The sequence below is a fragment of the Pseudoalteromonas sp. McH1-7 genome, assembly GCF_013366255.1.
GTDB lineage: Bacteria > Pseudomonadota > Gammaproteobacteria > Enterobacterales > Alteromonadaceae > Pseudoalteromonas > Pseudoalteromonas peptidolytica.
In genome coordinates, this window is record NZ_JABWPQ010000003.1 from 210,044 (window position 1) to 228,744 (window position 18,701).

Genomic DNA, 18,701 nt, shown 5'->3' on the forward strand with positions numbered 1-18,701 from the left:
CAATGAGTGAAGTAAATAATCCACTAGGCCTAGTCGGCATCGAGTTCACAGAGTATGCAACACCAGACGCTGATTATATGGATAAGGTATTCACTGACTTTGGATTTTCAAAGCTAAAGAAATTTAAAGATAAAGATATCGTGTACTACAACCAACACGATATTCACTTCCTGTTGAATAACGAGCGTGAAGGCTTCTCAGCAGAGTTTGCAAAAAGCCATGGTCCTGCAATTTGCTCAATGGGCTGGCGTGTTGAAAACGCGCAAAAAGCGTTTGAAACTGCTGTAGAGCGTGGTGCAAAACCGGCGACTGATTCAACACACAAAGACTTACCATACCCTGCGATTTACGGTATTGGTGACAGCCTTATCTATTTCATTGAAAACTTTGGTGACAAAGGCTCAATCTACGAGCAAGACTTTGTAGACCTAGAAGAGCAAAGCATTGTTGCTGATAAGGGCTTTAAGCGCATCGACCACCTCACAAACAATGTTTATAAAGGGACGATGGAAACCTGGGCTAACTTCTATAAAGACGTATTTGGCTTTACCGAAGTCCGTTATTTTGATATCAAAGGTCAAAAAACCGCGCTACTTTCATATGCACTTAAGTCACCATGTGGCACCTTCTCTATTCCAATCAACGAAGGTAAAGACGACAACAATAACCAAATTGATGAGTACCTAGATGAGTACAATGGTCCAGGTGTACAGCATTTAGCGTTCTTAACTGACGATTTAGTTGGCTCATTAGATAAACTAGACAAGAGCACAATTGCAACTCTCGATATTGTTGATCATTACTACGACACTATCTTTGATCGTGTACCATGGGTTAAAGAAGACAAAGAAAAAATCAAGCAACACCAAATCTTAGTCGATAGCCAAAGCGAAGACTGCTATCTACTACAGATCTTTACTAAGAATCTGTTCGGCCCAATCTTCATCGAAATGATCCAACGTGTTGATGATGGTGGTTTTGGTGAAGGTAACTTCCAAGCGTTATTCGAGTCGATTGAACGTGACCAAGAACGCCGTGGCGTGATCTAAACACACCTATCAAATTAATTAAAAAGCAGCTAGCGATAGCTGCTTTTTGTGGTTTATCAAATTGCTATTACAACTTGAGTTTTTCATTTTTGACCATAACTCAAGTTGAAAGCCAAAATTAAAGGAAAGGCAATGTCTCAAATTAATGAAACACACGACATCCAGTTAAAGAGTTGGGTAGCTAGTGCAAATGCAACTGGAACTGATTTCCCCATTCAAAACTTACCTTTTGCAGTATTTCGTCGTAAGAATAGTAATGAAGAGTTTCGTGGCGGTGTTGCGATTGGCGATCAAGTACTAGATCTTGGCGCTGTTGTTGACGCTAACCTGCTTTCAGGTGATGCAGCACAGGCTGCAGAAGCGGCAAATGCCCCAGCATTAAACGAGTTTATGGGCATGGGTCAACAGTACTGGTCAGCATTAAGACTTGCGCTTTCTCGTGCATTACGTGAAGGCTCTGAGCTGCAATCAAGCCTTGAAGGCGCATTGGTTGCTCAAGATGACGTGGAATACGCTTTACCTTGCCACATTGGCGATTACACCGACTTTTATACCTCTATCTATCACGCAACGGCAGTAGGTAGCCTATTCCGTCCTGATAACCCACTGCTTCCGAACTATAAATGGGTACCAATCGGTTATCATGGCCGTTCTTCATCTATTGGTGTTTCAGGTCAAGCCTTCCCTCGCCCTAAAGGCCAAACCAAAGCACCTGACGCGGATACGCCATCTTTTGGTCCTTGTAAGCGCCTAGACTACGAGCTAGAGCTAGGTATTTACCTTGGTAAGGGTAATGAACTTGGCGACTCTATCGCAATTAAAGACGCTGAAGATCACGTTTTTGGTTTTTGTTTGTTCAATGACTGGTCTGCACGTGACTTGCAAGCCTGGGAATATCAACCATTAGGTCCATTCCTTGCGAAAAACTTTGCCTCAACTGTTTCTCCTTGGGTTGTAACCACAGAGGCTCTGGCACCATACCGTACTAACTGGCATCGTGATGAAAACGACCCACAGCCGCTGGAATACTTAGAGTCAACGCAAAACCGCGAGTCTGGTGCAATTGATATTCGTATGGATGTACTACTCGAGACTGAACAAATGCGTAGCGAAGGGGCTAAGCCAAGCAAATTGTCTGAATCCAGCTTTAAGCATAGTTACTGGACGGTTGCACAAATGGTTACTCACCACACGGTGAATGGCTGTAACTTTTTACCGGGCGATATGCTAGGTTCGGGTACGCAATCAGGCCCAGAGCACGAAGAGGCAGGCTCATTACTTGAACTGTCACGTGGTGGTAAAGAAACCATCACTCTAGAAAATGGTGAAGAGCGTAAGTTCTTAGAAGATGGTGATAAAGTAATTATGCGCGGCTGGTGTGAAGCTGATGGCTATAATCGTATTGGCTTCGGCTCTGTTGAAGGCACCATACTCCCAGCAAATAATCGCAATTAACCGTGAGTTAATCGCAAATTTATTTACTTTTAAATCAAAGGCATGATTATTTCATGCCTTTTTTTAGTTCTAAAAACTGGAAATTTGACTAAAAATTGTTAGAGTGTAGCGCTGAATTTAATTTGAGGTTGAATGTTGCAAGTACTCAAGCGCCTATATCTGAAGCTGTTTAAGCCCACTCAATTGATTGTCCGTCAAGACGCCAATGTAAAGATGATCGTACTACCATCTTGGCTTCAAGTATGTTTGTTGATGATTTTCGCTGCAATTGCACTGTGGTCTGTAAACGCCGCAATCCAACTTCATAACAACAATATTCAGCTCTCTCAAGGACAGCAAAATCTCACTCAGTTGCAAGCAAAGTGGCAGCATGAAAAGGCACAATTAGAGCAGACCATTACCCAGCAGCAAAACACTTTAGCGCAGTTATCACAGCAACATAATGTGCTCGAGTCGTTAATAGATGCAACCGAACTTGCGGCCAGCAATAGCAAGACAGATGAACACTCAACGGACAAAGAAGCATCACCAGACAATGACAATACTTTCGCACCTCAAGCTGCCAAATTACTGTTGCAACAACAAACCTTGAACCGCGTTCTTGGTCAAAAATACGCAACTGACATAGCACAAATAAAAGCTTCAATCGATAGTGTAGGTTTGCAACTTGCAGACTCTTCAGATGCGCAAGGTGGTCCCTACTTTCAAGCTGATTTAGCCTTAGTCGAAGCCAGCTTTATCAATACTATCGATTACTATACAAGCTATGCACAGTTATCCACCATGATAGGACAGTTGCCTGACACCCTCCCAGTTGAGCAAGAGAAGTATTACGTGTCCAGTGCATTTGGTTTTCGTAAAGATCCGATAACTGGGCGTCGTGCTTTTCATAAAGGTATTGATTTAGCTGGGTGGCATAAAACAGATATTGTTGCCCCTGCCGCAGGTGTTGTAAAAAGAGCTGGAAAAAACGGTGGTTATGGCAAGTTTATTGAAATTGAACATGCTAATGAGATCACAACTAGATATGGACACCTACATACCATCAAAGTAAAAAAAGGTCAGCAAGTAGACAAGGGTGACGTTATTGCTTTGATGGGAAGTACAGGAAGAAGTACCTCTACTCACTTGCACTATGAGGTGATCCAAGGTAAAAAACACTTAAACCCAATTAAAATCGCTCGCGCTTTCAATAAATAAACTGAAATTTAAATAAGTGATCAGCAAACTCACTACTTATTCAGGTTTCATCACATCTATTGTTTTGACGCTGCGACAGTGAGGACTCGTGTTTAACTCATTTAAAAGTCAGCCAAGTGGCATCCCAGCTATCATCACCCACACCACCCAAATTTCTGGCGATATTACCTGTGAAACAGAATTGCAACTAGATGGCTCCGTACAAGGTAACTTAAACGTCAACAAGCTCACCATAGGTTCAACCGGTCTCGTAACAGGCAACATTCACTCTTCAGATTTGACCATACATGGAAAAGTCGAGGGGGATATTCACGCCAAGCAAGTAACTCTGCGTCCAAGTGCACAAGTATTTGGCAATATCGAGCATGAAACACTGACAATTGAAGCTGGCGCGCATGTGGAAGGTAAGCTCACTCACCACAGCGAAAGAGCCAATAATGTGACATTAATTGACTCTTCAGCTACGCAAACCACCAATAATTAAACTGAGCTGGGGATAATGAATCTGAGGCTTGGTTAATTAGGATTTCTTCGCACTGATATACATATTTATATCAGCGTGAAATACCTTTTCTCCAGAGTTACTGAACACTTCGACAGGCACAATTAACTCTTCTTTGTCTTCCCATGTCCGAGGGTATTCAATTTTGGCGATCGCATGCAGATCAGTTTCCGCTTTTGCCAAATATTGTACTGTCATCCCCTTTGGGATCCAACGATGTGACTTGTGATTGATTGTGGCATCGGTCATCACACCTGCGCACAACTCGGCAAGATTGCATTGCGCTATCGCATGTACCGTTCCAATGTGATTGTGGATGGCTTTTCGGTTCTTAATTGTCGCTTTACATATTCCAGGTTGTAACAGTGTTATTTTTGGTTTGATGGTGCCAAAGTAAGGTGCTTTACGACAAACAGCTTTGCTAAACATCCATTTGCCAAATGGCAACCAACTCATTCTTTTATAAATTTTTAGAAGTGGTGCAGACATAAGTAGAATCAAAATATTAATTTGCTTAAAATTAACACATCTGACCAGTTTATCAACTACCGAAAATGCACAAAGAATCAAATATCTTAAAAATTTGCTAAATCGGCGCTTTGTCCTGTCTTTTCAAATTTTCCGCAATACAATGGCGGCCAAAAGGAGACATCATGACCGCAACCAACTCAAAAGCCCTAATTTTTATTCTTGCTCTACTCGTGATTTTTTGCCCATTAGGTATCGACCTGTACCTCCCTGCTTTTGTTGATATGCAAGCTAGCCTTGAAGTATCTGAAAATAAGATCCAGCAAACTGTTAGTATTTATATGTTAGCGGTTGGTTTAGGACAACTCATCGCGGGTCCATTAGCAGACAAATATGGTCGTAAACCAATTTCACTTATTGGAATAAGCTTGTTTGCCATTGGTGCAGTCATGGCAAGCTCAGTATCAACGTGGTCATTAATGATGGTCGCACGTGTTTTGCAGGGCTTAGGCGCGTGCGCCACTTTCGTCAGCGCTTTTGCGATTGTCAGAGATAGCTTTGGTCATAAAGGTAGCGGCCAGATGATCACTTACTTAAATGGTATTGTGTGCTTTATCCCTGCCCTCGCGCCAATTCTTGGTGCATGGCTTACAGTTGAATTTGGCTGGCAAAGTAATTTTAGTTTTTTGGCTGGATTTGCTTTAGTTGGATTGTTGCTCATCATCTTGCTTTATAAAGAAACTCGTCCAGAGGACACGCATTACAGTGGTCATATTCTAGACCTAAGACGCTTTACACCTATGCTAAATAGCAGCACCTTTGTTTACAACGCAATGCTCACTATGCTTGGTATGGCCGCAATGCTGGTCTTCGTGATTTCAGCACCGGGCTGGATCATGGCAAAAATGGGGGGCAGTGTGTCTGACTTTACCTTTTGGTTTACTGGTAACGCAATATTTAGTATTGCTGCAAGCTTTATCGCCCCACACTTTATTAAACGTAACAGTCAGAAATCCCTCACTTTTGGATTAAGCATTTCTTGCATCAGTGGCGTTGTCCTATTGTTGTTACCACAAACTGACATTATGCATTTTGTATTACCAATGTACTTAGCATCTATCGGCTTTGCTTTTACCATAGGTGCTGCGGCTGGCAAAGCTCTATCAGGGTTTGCAAAGCAAGCAGGTACAGCTTCTGCTCTTATTGGCGTATTACAAATGAGTGGCGGGGGGTTACTCGCAACAATGAGTCAGCCTTTAGCACTAAAGGCACCAACTCAACTAGCAATGCACCTTCTACTCGCGTTGCCTTTCTTAGCGCTATTGGTAACTAAACACCGCCACCAGCTTCATAGCGCCACTTAATAGTAATTACTCAGTGGCGCCCTGTGAGCTTATTAGGACGTTGATAGTTGAGAAGGTTATACCAATTATTTTGATTAAGTGTTCTATTTTCAAGCGAGAAAATTTTGTCGATAGCACCGCTACCGCGTCCTGTTAGCGTCAGATTTACTCCTTCAAATTGAGCAAATATTATGGCTAATTGGTATTATTACTTTCGGTTACAAGCCATGTAGACCTAAATTGGAGTGGTGTAGGTACGTCAAAAGCCGATATTTATCGCGATGGTAGTAAAATTGTCACAACTAGCAACGATAATAGCTACACAGACAGCATCAGTGTTAAAGGTAGCGGTATCATAGCTACTCAATATGTGAGCAAAGTAGTAAAACAACCTGCTCGACGACCAAAACTGTGGTGTTTTAACTCCCAACCAATTCGACAATGCCGATCATAGATCGGCATTTTTTTGTCTTTTAATCTTGTTATTACTTTAAATTATACCAATTATCTTAGTTAAGTGGTCTATTTTGAGGCGAGAAAACCTTATCGATAACCCCGCTACCGCGTCCTGCTATCGCCAAGGTACCTACATCCGTGTAGGCAAGGCGAAAATTTTGCTATTTAGTTGTTCTAAATAAGAAATTTGTAACGCTGTTAGCATCAGATTGACTCCTTCAAATTGGTATTACTCAAGCATTTTACAAAAAGAGCTTGTTCATTTTCATTTCACTTCTAAGCTCTATAATCAATAAGGACAGTCACAGAAGGAGTTCATCAAATGAGTAAAACGGGTTATACCCCACCAAAGGTTTGGCAATGGCAAAGTGGTGATGGCAGTAAATTTGCTAATATTAACCGCCCCACCGCAGGCGCGAGATTTGAAAAGTCCCTCCCGCAAGGCAAACATCCTCTACAGCTCTACTCTCTTGCTACACCAAATGGCGTAAAAGTGACAGTTTTACTTGAAGAATTACTTGCCGCAGGCGTAGAAGAAGCTGAATACGATGCTTTTTTAATTGATATAATGGAAGGCGAGCAGTTTAGCTCAGGATTCGTTGCACTTAACCCTAACTCTAAGATCCCAGCTTTACTCGATACCAGCACAGATGAACCAACCAAGGTATTTGAGTCGGGCTCAATCTTGCTTTACTTAGCTGAAAAGTTCCAAAAATTCATACCTCAAGACGCAGCCAAAAGAACAGAATGCTTAAATTGGTTATTTTGGCAAATGGGAGCTGCCCCTTTACTTGGAGGTGGGTTTGGCCATTTTTATGCTTATGCGCCAGAACATTACGAATACCCGATTAACCGCTATACCATGGAGATCAAGCGCCAACTAGACTTACTCAATCAGCACCTAGCGACTAGGCGGTATATCTGCGGTGATGAATATACCATAGCGGATATAGCAATTTGGCCGTGGTACGGTGTACTCGCTCAAGGCCACCTTTATGATGCCGCTGAATTTCTAGACGTCAATGGCTATGAGCACGTGATCCGCTGGGCAGGTGAAATCGCATCAAGAGAAGCTGTGAAGCGTGGAAAGATGGTCAACAGAACGTGGGGAGAGCCTCATGAACAACTGCATGAAAGGCATGACGCCAGCGACTTTGATACCAAAACCCAAGATAAGTTAACTCGGTAACCTTATCTTGGTTTAACAAGAGTTAGCTTTACCTTTCGGGTTTGATTAATCAGATTTAATCAAACCCGATTGTCTGTGTATCAAAAATGTTTCTTTTTCTACCTTTTCTTTGGGCAAACAAAGAAAAGGTAGTCGTAGCCCATGGATGGGCGTCGAAACCAGTCAAAAGGACAACAAACCAACACCATAAGACTTCAAAGATTACTACCCCTTCTCTGCTTTTCGTTTTGGCTATATGTTAACAACTAGCGACCTTTGTCGGTTGAGGTTATTTTGACCACAAAAACCGTTGCGACAAAACAAAATCTTAACAATTCAATGATGTAGATTTCGCCAGAACCCTGTATTATAAACTGATAAGAAGCTGAGAGCAGGCTGTCTATATACCGACTCAGTAGATACCAAAAATAAATAACTGTGCTTATGGAACTTTTTGCGCGAATGGAATGATATTATGATCAAGAAAACCGCCATCATCATTGCAATATTAACAGCTATCAGCGGCTGTAAATCTCTGGTTTATAAAGGCAATAAACTTTACGAAGCGGGAATGTACCGCCAAGCGGCGGAGTACTATTCACAAGCTCTAGCAGAAGATCCGGAAGATCTTGAAGCAAAGCAAGGTTTAACACTCGCTAGAGATAAGCTGATAGACAAAGGATTGATTGATGTTCGCATGCTACGCTTGGCAAATAATTATACTGCCGCAGCTACCAGGCTAGAAGAAATAGTGAGAAATCAAGCAGAGTGGCAAATGAAGCCAAATGGTGCAATGGCAAATACCCAAAGAGAAGAACTTGATTACGCCAGGCAGTGGCTACTCGACGAAGCCGGTTCATTGTCTAACACGCCCTACCCAGATAGGTTTAAGTTATTTGAACACAACCACCGTCATTTGATCAGTAACGCGCAATTAGCAAGCGCCATGAGCAGCTATTATGACACGCTAAGCATCCAAGCACAGAAGAAGTGTGATACGCTCGCAAAGCAGGTCAGCGGACAGCGCTTCTATTTAAAAAGCTTCACTGAAAAGTACTGTTTAGCATGGCAAACCCCAAAACGTTTAACGGTAGATAAGCAAGACAACAGTCGTTATTTTGCAATGAATATACGTGAACGTATTGATATTGGTCTACGGTTTGGCAATTCCATTAAAGGACAATATGGCACTTTTATTTCTGACCTTAACGCGACTTTCAATAATAGCCTATGGTTTTACAATCAAGGGGCTCAACAGCTCTCGTTAACATTGTATGCTGATGCCGATTATTATCGTGTCAGTAATCAACATATTCAACGAAAACACTATCAGCAGGAAGTTGAGCGCACAGATCCTCATAATCCCGATAAAACCCACACCACCGAAGTCACTAGAGAGTTTGCATACCCAGTCACTGTCTATGATGAGAAATTTGACATTAATATTAGCTATGAAGCCAATTTAGCTAGTCGTTATATTAAAGGGAATGCCAGCGATAGCAAACAAAACAAAACTCGCTCACATCAGGCTGATTTTGAGCAGCTTGATATTACACCGCTATCTCCGGATTTTCTTAACCTTGCTCACATCACTGAAAAGGCTTTAGATGGATTAATTGAGCAGTTTTCTCAAGATTTAACTTTAACTTGGAAGCAAAACTACTGTGGTCAGGCACTTGGTACCAATAAGGGTGAAAATATTTTACGATGCGCAAAACTAGAACCAAAACACGACTATATTAACCGCTGGTTTGATCAGCACTTTGGCGTAAAGTACGCGGACATAAAAACTTTATACGGTATTTAAGGTTTTCAGATCGCTTTGAACCTCGCCAAAATGTCGAAAAATGATTATATTGTGCCAACTTTATTTGTATTAGGAAGCAAGCTATGCCAAAGGCAAGTGAAATAAAAAAACATGCCGCGATCGAGTACAATGGTCGTGTAATGATTGTTCGTGATATTGAACGTTCAGTACCACAAGGTCGTGCTGGTGGAAGCCTGTACCGCATGCGTATGTACGATGTTGTAGATAACTCAAAAGTCGATGAAACCTTCAAAGCGGAAGAAATGCTAACTTTAGCCGACCTAAATCGCCGTCCTGCAATGCTATCGTACGTTGATGGTGACGAATACGTATTTATGGACGAAGAAGACTACACCCCTTACCACTTAAACAAAGACTCTATTGCAGAGCAACTGTTGTTTATTGATGAGTCAACCAAAGGTTTGTCTGTTGTTGTGGTGCAAGGGATGCCAGTTTCTATCGACTTACCTTCAAGTGTAGAGCTTGTAATTGAAGATACTTCTCCTTCAATCAAAGGTGCCTCTGCGAGTGCAAGAACAAAGCCCGCAACACTGACTACAGGTCTTGTTGTTCAGGTTCCTGAGCACATTTCTAGTGGTGACAAGATTAAGATCAATACTGCTGAGTCTAAATTTATGGGCCGCGCAGAATAAGCCAACTTCTTTGATAGCGAGCTACCCTCGCTATCTTCCCTACTATTTTCTACTATCTGTTATGCCACAAATGCCACCATATTTCATGGTGTTATAACTGGTCTCACTCTTAAAAAACGTGCAAAACGGGGCTTACCAAACTTTGTAAAGCCTTGATATCGATACGTCACTTGACTGCCTATTGGAGGCGGCGATGCCCTTTGCTCGTCACTAAAGCCTGACCCTATTCTAAATTCATTTCCATGAGCATCTCTCACTAACAAAGCCCCCATCATCCCTCGATATTTTCCCTTACCAGGTAGGTGTTTAATCACTATCGCCTCATCATCCAAGTGAGGTTTGTATTTCAATAGATTTTTCGTTCGCCCATCTTCATGTTTTGCTGTTTTCGAGTGTAATATAACCCCTTCACCACCGCGTTTTAACACGCCATGATAATAGTCATTAAGCATTTCAACAGAGGTAAACACATTTTGTTCAACTGGCTTAACATGTGCCACTTGAATAACGTTTATTAGCTTAACATAGCGCTCGTACCGCTTTTGAAATTCCTCTTTAGGATCTGGCGCATCAAACACATAATAGGTAACTTGACGCCAATGCTCCTCATTTGGAGCGTGTCGCCTAGCCACTGCACTGACAAATGCAAAGTTGTTATACCCTGCCCACAACTCACCATCTAACCAAACGCTCGGTAACTTTTGGGTAAACCACTTTGGCGCATTAATAGCATGACCACCACGAGTAAGTAGTTGATGACCATTCCAAATGGCTCGAACTCCATCAAACTTTTCACTTACCAGATATGCAGATATATCCTCATCACCTTGATATATCGAAGCAAGTTGGATTTTTTTATGGACTTCACTTCCATGTATATATTGAGAAAAACAAAGTAGGAAAAATAGTACGTACAGGTAACATCTCATAGCACATTCCTTTGCAGTGGATATTAAGTTAAGCTCACTTACTACAGTAAACACATAATTCTAGACGAAAAAGCTCAAAAGTAGCCCCTTATACCAATTAGCCGTGATTCTTACCCAATCTGAAGGAGCACACCTGACGCCAACTGGTACTTTACACCCTTAATTTACTTTATGGTGTTGGCATTTCTAATTTAAAGATTACATATAACTTGGCGTTTGTAAAACCGAGTCAGAGTAAATTTAGACTCACAACCTATTGAGCCGGTTTATTCGCTAGCACTGAGCCATTTAAATACCGCTTCTAAGTCGGTAAACAAATGATCAGCATGAATAAAATCTTGCTTACGTGAATGTACGTTTGGTACCACGACCGCAGTTACACCTGCTTCTTTGGCTGACGTAAGCCCAGTATAAGTGTCCTCGATTGCAACAGCCTGATGCGGCGCTATATTTAATGCACTAAGTGCCTTGTTATATGGCTCTGGGTGGGGCTTTGGCTGCGTAACATCATCTTTGCAAATTATCACTGAAAACAGCCCTAAGAGTTGATAGTGATCCAGCACAGGAAGTGCTTCGGCTTTGCTGCTTCCTGTCACAAGTGCAATAGGCACCCGTTTAGCGGTAAGTTCAAGTATTTGTTTCGCATAAGGCATCAACTTGGGGAAAACAGTTGCTGCCCGAGCCACAAATATACGATTTTTATGATCGCACAAAGCTTGAGGTGATGGCTGAAGTTCATGCCGTAATTTCAGCGTCTGAGCTGCTTTTAATGTTGGTACACCTGAGAACTCATCACAAAACTCCAACTCAGTATAATGAATATTGTCCTGAGCAAGTACTGTCATCCAACTTTGATAATGGAGTGCTTCTGAGTCAACCAGTGTGCCGTCAAAATCAAATAAAACTGCCTGATAGCGCATCACAACACTCCTAATAGATTATTTAGCTGTTTAGACCCGCAGGTGGCTCAGCAGTGGCTTCTTCGCCTGTTTCAACTTCTACTAAGGTATACCCACGTGGCTGTCGAATTACTTTTAGAATTGGTTTATCAAATGCTGACTTGAGTCGCTCTGCATCTGCTTGTAGCTCTTCTAATGTGCGCCCAAAAGGTGCTGCGCCTGTTTCAGACCAGTTCGTAACTTTACCGTTGAGATTATATTCTACCTCATGGATCTGATATAAAGCCGCCTCTTCTTTGGTCGCTTCACAATATATCACTCGATAGTTCCAAAAACCTGACATATCCACTCCTATCATAAAAATTTCATTAAAAAAGCCCGCTTAATGCGGGCTTTAGTTATTCTATTATAATCACTGTAGCATGAATTAGAAGAATTTCACTTTGAATTCAGCTCCAATGAAGCGCGCTTCATTCAGCATACCCGTGTTATTGTTAAAATCTACACCACCAATAACAACTTGCTCGTCAAATAAGTTACGAACAAACGCTGATACTTCGTATTCATTATCACCAGAGAACCACAGATAGCCTGTACGTAAACCAGTTTCAAATAGAGCTTCACCTTCAAACTCTACCGATTTGTACAAGAAGAAATCGATCTCGCTACGGTAAGACATATCACCATATACAAAGAACTCACCACCTTCTAACTCTTTCGTGTAGCGAAGGGTCGCGTTAGCAATCCACTCTGGTGCATGAGGTAAGCTGTTACCATCCAAAATAGCACGAGCTTCAGGGCCGTTCGCTCCATTTACCATATAAGTTGGATCAGTTACCGTACATTGTGCACAAACTGCAACAGCTAAACTATCATCCTCTAGCTCGGTATTATTGTAGCTCAAGTTAAAGGTAGCATTTAGTTCGTCAGTTAGTACCCACTCAGTATCCAACTCAAAGCCGTATCCTGTGGTTTTGTCAGTGTTGATAAGGCGGTTAAAGTTAGCGCCACCACCCACAGCGGTAAGCTGCTGGTCATCCATTTGATAGTAGAAAACCGTCGCGTTTACACGGCCTTGACCATCTAACACGTCAGATTTAATACCCGCTTCGATTGAATTAGTTGTTTCTGATTCAGCAACTGTTACTTCATCACCAAATAAGATACGACCCTGAACACTTGGTGCACGGAAGCCATTTGCAATGCGGCCAAATAAGTTAACGTCGTCAGTCAGTTTATATGTCGCACTTAAATCCCAACTCACATGACTATCACTTGGGTTGGCAGTATCGTCAAGTACGTCTGGTGAACCATTCCAAGGCGTTGGGTTTTTAGTACGCTTAGCGTAAAACTCTTTTTCATCATCAGAGTAACGTAGGCCAGCTGTTACTTTTAAATCATCCGAAACCGTGTAGTCGAATGAACCAAATATCGCCCATGCTGACGTGTCTTGATCTTGATAGGCGTAGCCATTTTGCGCGCCATACTGGCCTAAGCCTTGATCATACGCGAATGTATCAAAGCTGTAACTTTCAATAGTGAGATCTTCTTCATATAGGAAAAGACCAACTTGATAGTTATAGTCACCAGAGAAGTTACTTGATAAGCGAAGCTCTTGTGTATACTGATTATGATCTGGAATAACATCAGCAGTTTCAGAAGCAAACGGTATTAAGCCTGGCCCTTGGTATCCAACGAAATCAAGATTGGCACCATAGCCACCATCAACATCTGCACGAGAGTAGATTTCTGCACTTTCCCATGCTGTGATCGAAGTCACTGTGTGCTCCGGGAGATCCCACTCAAGTTTTAAACTTAGACCTTGTGTTTCAACTTGTTGTGTCGAACGAGATGCAGCATCATGATAAACAACGTCATTGTCGTAAAGCGGGTTAATATTATTTGAGCCTGCTTCGATTAAGTTAGCACGAAATGCAATTGGACGACCATCAAGGTCTCGGTAGTGGTAGTTTAGGAGGCCGGTGAAATCATCACCTTCATATAAAAACTGTAAACGTACCGCTTGCTCACTATATCCACCTAGGACGTCATTTTGTTCAAAGCCAGGTGCTTTAACATCGATATAATCTTCTTGCTCCTGCCATAATGCAGAAATACGAGTAGATAAGCGGTCAGTTACCGAGCCACCAACAGCACCTTCAAAGTCAACAGCACCACGGCTGCCATACGAAAGCGCTGCATAGCCATCAAATTCTTGGCTTGGTTTTACTGTATCAAACTTCACTAGACCCGCAGGTGTGTTACGACCAAACAAGGTACCTTGTGGGCCACGTAATACTTCGATACGAGCAATATCAAATACAGGGAAACCTTTTAAGATTGGGTTTTCTTGAACAACTTCATCGACAACCAAAGACACAGGTTGTGAAGCATTCAGATCGAAATCTGTATTTCCTAAACCACGGACATAAAATCGTGGGAAAGTACGGCCAAATGAAGATTCTACCGATAAGCTCGGGATCTTGGCGTTCATAAAGCGAATGTCCATACCCGCGGAGCTGTAAGCATTCAAATTATCTCCTTGCAGCGCAGATACTGACACAGGAACTTCCTGTGCATTTTCTACACGTTTACGAGCAGTAATTTGGATAACTTCTAATTGATTAGACTTGGCTTGCTCTTCTTCAGCAAGTGCAGAGAATGAAGTACCTGCCACAGCAGAGAACAACGTAGCATTAATAAGCGTAGCTAACGTGGATCTTTTCATTGCTTTCATGTTGGTTTTCGACCTTTTAGTGCACTCTTTGTTCAACGGTTTAAATTTGGGCGCCGTTTCACTTTGGCGTGAACGTTCAATTTTTCGCGATTCGAATAAGATAACGCGGACCTTGCAGTTGAGAGTGCGATACAACTTTGCAAGGCTGAACGAGACGGCGGTAATTATAGCAGGTAAATTTTACTTTGCTTGTTAAACCGGACTAAAAAATCAATTTTTTTGCAACTTTTAGCGATGTTAGCTGACAGTTTACAACATTTAGCAACAAAAAACCAAAAAATGAGGACATTTGTCCTTTTAAATTAAAGCAATGCTAGTTCTAAAAAACAACTTTACCGATAACAGAACCATAACATAGCGGTCGAGACTATGCAGATTACTTGTACAATATAGTTTGCGCCCAAACAAAATATATTGACCAAACGGGTGCTTTGCAGTGCCAATACTACGACACTGCCGTTATGATAAGGTTCAATAAAAATTAAAAAGAGGACATTAGACCGATTATTGCTAACTTTTCTGCGTCAGTGACAAATCGCCTTGCTATGGCAACTGCATGGAAATGAATTCTGCTCGACCTGTTTCTTCGCTATACTCCAGCACAGCGACCGCTGCGGTAGAAAAGATAGGCATAGTGTCAGGACACAAACAGTCAACAAGGTAGCTGACTATCGGCATATGTGCGACCAACAGCCAAGTCTGATGTTCTGGGTGCATGGATATGAGTGTTTCGAGATAATCTGTAGCTGTGTTTGCAGAACCACTGGGAACAATATCTGCACAGGTTTCAACAAATTGCGGCGACTGGAAGGAAAATACCTGCTCGGCCGTTTGCTGGGCTCGTGTATATGGACTAACCAAGGCCGCATCAATCTTAAAGTGTTGTTCCAGCCATTGCCCCATGTCTTTTGCTTGTTTTAAACCTAGCTGTGTCAGCGCCCTACTGGCATCATCAGCCTGCATAGCTTGCGCTTCACCATGACGCATAATCAAGATAGTCTTCATACTATTTAGCACCTTTTCTGCACTACTCTACATTTATACGTATTAACACTTGCACCATACCCGTTTCAGTTTCGGCGTCTTTTAACACAAAGCATGCTCTTCTTTCGCTTTTGTGTTAGTTAATACAGCTAGGCCTGATGACTCTGTAAAATATATTTCTCTAGACCACTACTTAAACCTTGGTCTAAACAATGCCAACGTTAGGATGGCTAACATTATTTTCTTGAAACCAGTAGCTATCTAGCCAGTTTGTTCGCTATATTAAAACAAATGAAGGATTAACATGAAATGAAATTTGCATCACCTTCACCTTTCTTTTAACTAATTTATCGGCAGCAGCATATTGAAACTGAGTAATAATGATAGTCGGCAGTACCAATTCTTAACACTGGACAATGGTCTTAGAGTTTTGTTGATTAATGATGAGTCAACAGCCAAGAGTGCCGTATCGTTAACAGTTAATGTTGGCCATTTTGATGACCCAGAAGACCGTCAAGGTATGGCTCACTTTTTAGAGCATATGCTATTTCTCGGAACTATTGAGCACCCTGACTCGGGTGGCTTTTCTCAGTTTATTAGCCAATATGGCGGTCAGAGCAATGCCTGGACAGGAACCGAGCACTCTAGCTATTATTTCGATTGCGATGCGGAGCGATTAGAAGAAGCCTTAGAGCGCTTTAGTCAGTTTTTTGTGTCTCCTTTATTAAGTGAAGGTGATACAGAAAAGGAACGTGAAGCCATTGACGCTGAATTCAAAATGAAAATCAAAGACGATGGCCGCCGTATTTACCAGGTACATAAAGAAACCATCAATCCAGCCCACCCTTTCGCTAAGTTTTCAGTAGGTACCCGAGATACGCTAGCTGACCGAGGGGATAATATCGCATCCGAACTCAGGGCATTTTTTAATGCGCACTATCAAGCACAATGGATGACGCTTGTTATTGCTGCCCCTCAACCATTAGCAACCTTAAAACAATATAGCCTTCCTTTTGGTAATATTGTTGGCTCACAGGAGCAAAAACAAGCCATACACGTACCAATGTACCGTCAGAGTGACTTACAACTCGAGTTACAAATAAAGCCGCGAAAGCACATGCAGAAGCTTATTGTGAGTTTTGCAATGCCAAACCCTGAAGATCTATACAAACACAAAAGCGTTAGCTTTCTGGCACACTTATTGGGTTACGAGGGAAAGGGATCGTTATATTCCATTTTAAAATCCCAAGGGTGGATCAACGCCTTGTCTGCGGGCGGTGGGATCACAGGTAGTAATTTTCGTGATTTCAACATCAGCTTTGCACTCACCGACGAGGGAATAGAGTACTATGAAGACATCGTTGAAATGCTGTTCGAGTATTTGGCATTAATCAAACAAAACACCGCTGCACTACCACGCCTTTACCAGGATAAAAGTACATTATTAGATATTGCATTCGATAACCAAGAAGTAGGACGCATGCTAGATTGGGTTAACTCAATTAGCGTTAACATGCATCATTACTCTGAAGCGGACTTCTTATACGGTGATTATCGTATGGACGGCTTCAGTCAAGCGCATCATGAAAAGCTACTCTCGTATTTGTGTCCAACAAACATGCGGTTAGTGCTGATCCACCCTGATGTTGAAGTCAGTCACAAGGCAAAGTGGTACAACACACCGTACAGCGTCACCACGATTGCGAAAGAATGGATTGAATCACTATATAATGTGCATATGCCATTGCCTCAAATGTCACTGCCTTCGATTAATCCATACCTCAGTGCTAAAAACCCACTTCATGCTGTGGAATACGAGCAAGACAAACCCGTTCGATTAGCCGACCAACCAGGATTTGAGTTTTGGTTTAAACAAGATACCACCTTTAGGGTTACAAAAGGACATTTCTATCTCGAAATAGACTCTGCACCGTCAGTGACCTGCCACAAGCATATGGCGCTTTCGAGACTATTTGCAGACCTTTTTATGGATGCCGTCGCTGAACGATTTTACAGTGCTGAACTCGCTGGGCTCAGTTATCACATCAACTCTCATCAAGGTGGGTTAACATTACACACTGCGGGGCTAACAGGTAATCAGATCACGTTAGTGCTTGAGTTAGTTGAAGCTTTGCTTCATCAACCTATCCATGCAGCCCGCTTTGCCGAGTACAAAAAGCAGCTTATTCGGCACTGGAAAAATCATAATAAAAACAAACCTGTGAGTGAACTCTTCAGCTGCCTTGGAGCACATTTAATGCCATGGAATCCAAGCCCTGAAGACCTAGCCATCGCTTTAAAAAGTGCAAGCTTCAATGAGTTTCAATTGTTTCGAAAGCAGTTTTTCTCTGCCATTCACGTAAAAGCGTTTATGCATGGCAACTGGCAACGTCGCCATGCAGAAAAACTAAAAACTTCTGTTCATGGGCTATTTTCCAATAGTGAAATTCTGGATGACTTAAAACGTCCGCTTAATGAGATTAACCGTGTTGAGGGTATACAAATTCAACGTGAAGGCAACGATCATGCCTTCATTGAATATTTTCAATCACAAACTAATTCCGTAGAAGAAAAAGTAACCTTGATGGCGATCAACAACTTACTAAATCAAGATTACTTTGAGCAATTAAGAACAAAAGAACAACTTGGTTACTTAGTTGGTGCAGGCTATGCCCCCTTTAATACCCGTGCAGGTGTGGCGTTTTATATTCAATCACCAAACTTCAATAGTGAGCACCTACTTACTAGACATAGCGCGTTTTTAAAAACGTTTGCTAAACAGCTGCGAGAGTGTGACGAAGCTAGCTGGCAACGTTCAAAAGAGAGCTTACTATTACAAATCTCTGAAAAAGATAAAAACCTACGATTAAGGGCACAGCGATTGTGGATCTCGATCACTAATGACTTCCACCAATTTGATATGCAATGCCGGTTAATTGCAGCTTTAGACAAATTGGAGCGCTCAGATGTGGTTGCTTATGTTGATAATATGCTCAAACCAGACTCTCCAAGGTTAGTTTTACAATGTAACTAGAGCTTTGTTGCCATACT

15 protein-coding genes are annotated in these 18,701 nt (G+C 41.9%); 9 read left to right on the forward strand and 6 right to left on the reverse strand.

The window, feature by feature from the left end:
* Window positions 1-2 precede the first annotated feature (2 nt).
* The 4 genes from hppD (at window position 3) to HUZ36_RS03485 (ending at window position 4,188) form a co-directional block, all read left to right on the forward strand.
* Complete coding sequence (gene hppD, locus HUZ36_RS03470; protein ID WP_125251618.1) at window positions 3-1,049, forward strand: 4-hydroxyphenylpyruvate dioxygenase; 1,047 nt, start codon at window positions 3-5, stop codon at window positions 1,047-1,049.
* 132 nt (window positions 1,050-1,181) lie between these two features.
* A complete protein-coding gene (gene fahA / locus HUZ36_RS03475) occupies window positions 1,182-2,504 on the forward strand; it encodes a fumarylacetoacetase (protein ID WP_176031998.1) in 1,323 nt (440 codons plus the stop codon).
* A 132-nt stretch (window positions 2,505-2,636) separates the two neighbouring features.
* Window positions 2,637-3,704, forward strand: coding sequence for a M23 family metallopeptidase (locus HUZ36_RS03480; RefSeq protein ID WP_176031999.1), 1,068 nt, complete (start codon window positions 2,637-2,639; stop codon window positions 3,702-3,704).
* 88 nt (window positions 3,705-3,792) lie between these two features.
* Window positions 3,793-4,188 (forward strand): bactofilin family protein, encoded by a 396-nt coding sequence (locus HUZ36_RS03485; protein WP_176032000.1) that lies wholly within the window; start codon window positions 3,793-3,795, stop codon window positions 4,186-4,188.
* Window positions 4,189-4,224: 36 nt separating this feature from the next.
* On the opposite strand, the gene HUZ36_RS03490 is transcribed toward HUZ36_RS03485, so the two are convergent.
* The gene (locus tag HUZ36_RS03490) at window positions 4,225-4,695 is read right to left on the reverse strand and encodes a hotdog fold domain-containing protein (RefSeq protein ID WP_128731040.1); all 471 of its coding nucleotides are present in this window, start codon (window positions 4,693-4,695) and stop codon (window positions 4,225-4,227) included.
* A gap of 164 nt (window positions 4,696-4,859) precedes the next feature.
* Between HUZ36_RS03490 and HUZ36_RS03495 the strand changes: the two genes are divergently transcribed.
* The 4 genes from HUZ36_RS03495 (at window position 4,860) to efpL (ending at window position 10,101) form a co-directional block, all read left to right on the forward strand.
* Window positions 4,860-6,038, forward strand: a complete 1,179-nt coding sequence (locus HUZ36_RS03495; protein WP_176032001.1) for a multidrug effflux MFS transporter — start codon at window positions 4,860-4,862, stop codon at window positions 6,036-6,038.
* Window positions 6,039-6,795: 757 nt separating this feature from the next.
* Window positions 6,796-7,662 (forward strand): glutathione-dependent disulfide-bond oxidoreductase, encoded by an 867-nt coding sequence (gene yghU, locus HUZ36_RS03500; RefSeq protein ID WP_176032002.1) that lies wholly within the window; start codon window positions 6,796-6,798, stop codon window positions 7,660-7,662.
* A gap of 454 nt (window positions 7,663-8,116) precedes the next feature.
* Window positions 8,117-9,448 (forward strand): tetratricopeptide repeat protein, encoded by a 1,332-nt coding sequence (locus HUZ36_RS03505; protein ID WP_176032003.1) that lies wholly within the window; start codon window positions 8,117-8,119, stop codon window positions 9,446-9,448.
* An 83-nt stretch (window positions 9,449-9,531) separates the two neighbouring features.
* Entirely contained in the window at window positions 9,532-10,101 is a 570-nt protein-coding gene (efpL, locus tag HUZ36_RS03510) for an elongation factor P-like protein EfpL (protein ID WP_099641735.1), read from the forward strand.
* 83 nt (window positions 10,102-10,184) lie between these two features.
* Here the strand turns inward: efpL and HUZ36_RS03515 are convergent, their stop codons facing one another.
* The 5 genes from HUZ36_RS03515 to sixA form a co-directional block, all read right to left on the reverse strand.
* Entirely contained in the window at window positions 10,185-11,030 is an 846-nt protein-coding gene (locus HUZ36_RS03515; RefSeq protein ID WP_176032004.1) for a DNA ligase, read from the reverse strand.
* 266 nt (window positions 11,031-11,296) lie between these two features.
* Window positions 11,297-11,950: an HAD family hydrolase gene (locus tag HUZ36_RS03520; RefSeq protein WP_176032005.1), complete on the reverse strand. Its 654-nt coding sequence runs from the start codon at window positions 11,948-11,950 to the stop codon at window positions 11,297-11,299.
* 22 nt (window positions 11,951-11,972) lie between these two features.
* Window positions 11,973-12,272 carry a hypothetical protein gene (locus tag HUZ36_RS03525; protein WP_125251605.1) on the reverse strand — a complete coding sequence of 100 codons (300 nt, stop codon included), beginning with the start codon at window positions 12,270-12,272 and terminating at the stop codon, window positions 11,973-11,975.
* A gap of 84 nt (window positions 12,273-12,356) precedes the next feature.
* The gene (locus HUZ36_RS03530) at window positions 12,357-14,666 is read right to left on the reverse strand and encodes a TonB-dependent receptor (protein ID WP_128731636.1); all 2,310 of its coding nucleotides are present in this window, start codon (window positions 14,664-14,666) and stop codon (window positions 12,357-12,359) included.
* A 543-nt stretch (window positions 14,667-15,209) separates the two neighbouring features.
* Window positions 15,210-15,671, reverse strand: coding sequence for a phosphohistidine phosphatase SixA (gene sixA / locus HUZ36_RS03535; protein ID WP_128731635.1), 462 nt, complete (start codon window positions 15,669-15,671; stop codon window positions 15,210-15,212).
* Between the two features lie 343 nt (window positions 15,672-16,014).
* On the opposite strand from sixA, the gene HUZ36_RS03540 reads away from it, so the two are divergent.
* Entirely contained in the window at window positions 16,015-18,684 is a 2,670-nt protein-coding gene (locus HUZ36_RS03540) for an insulinase family protein (protein ID WP_176032006.1), read from the forward strand.
* Window positions 18,685-18,701: the final 17 nt, after the last annotated feature.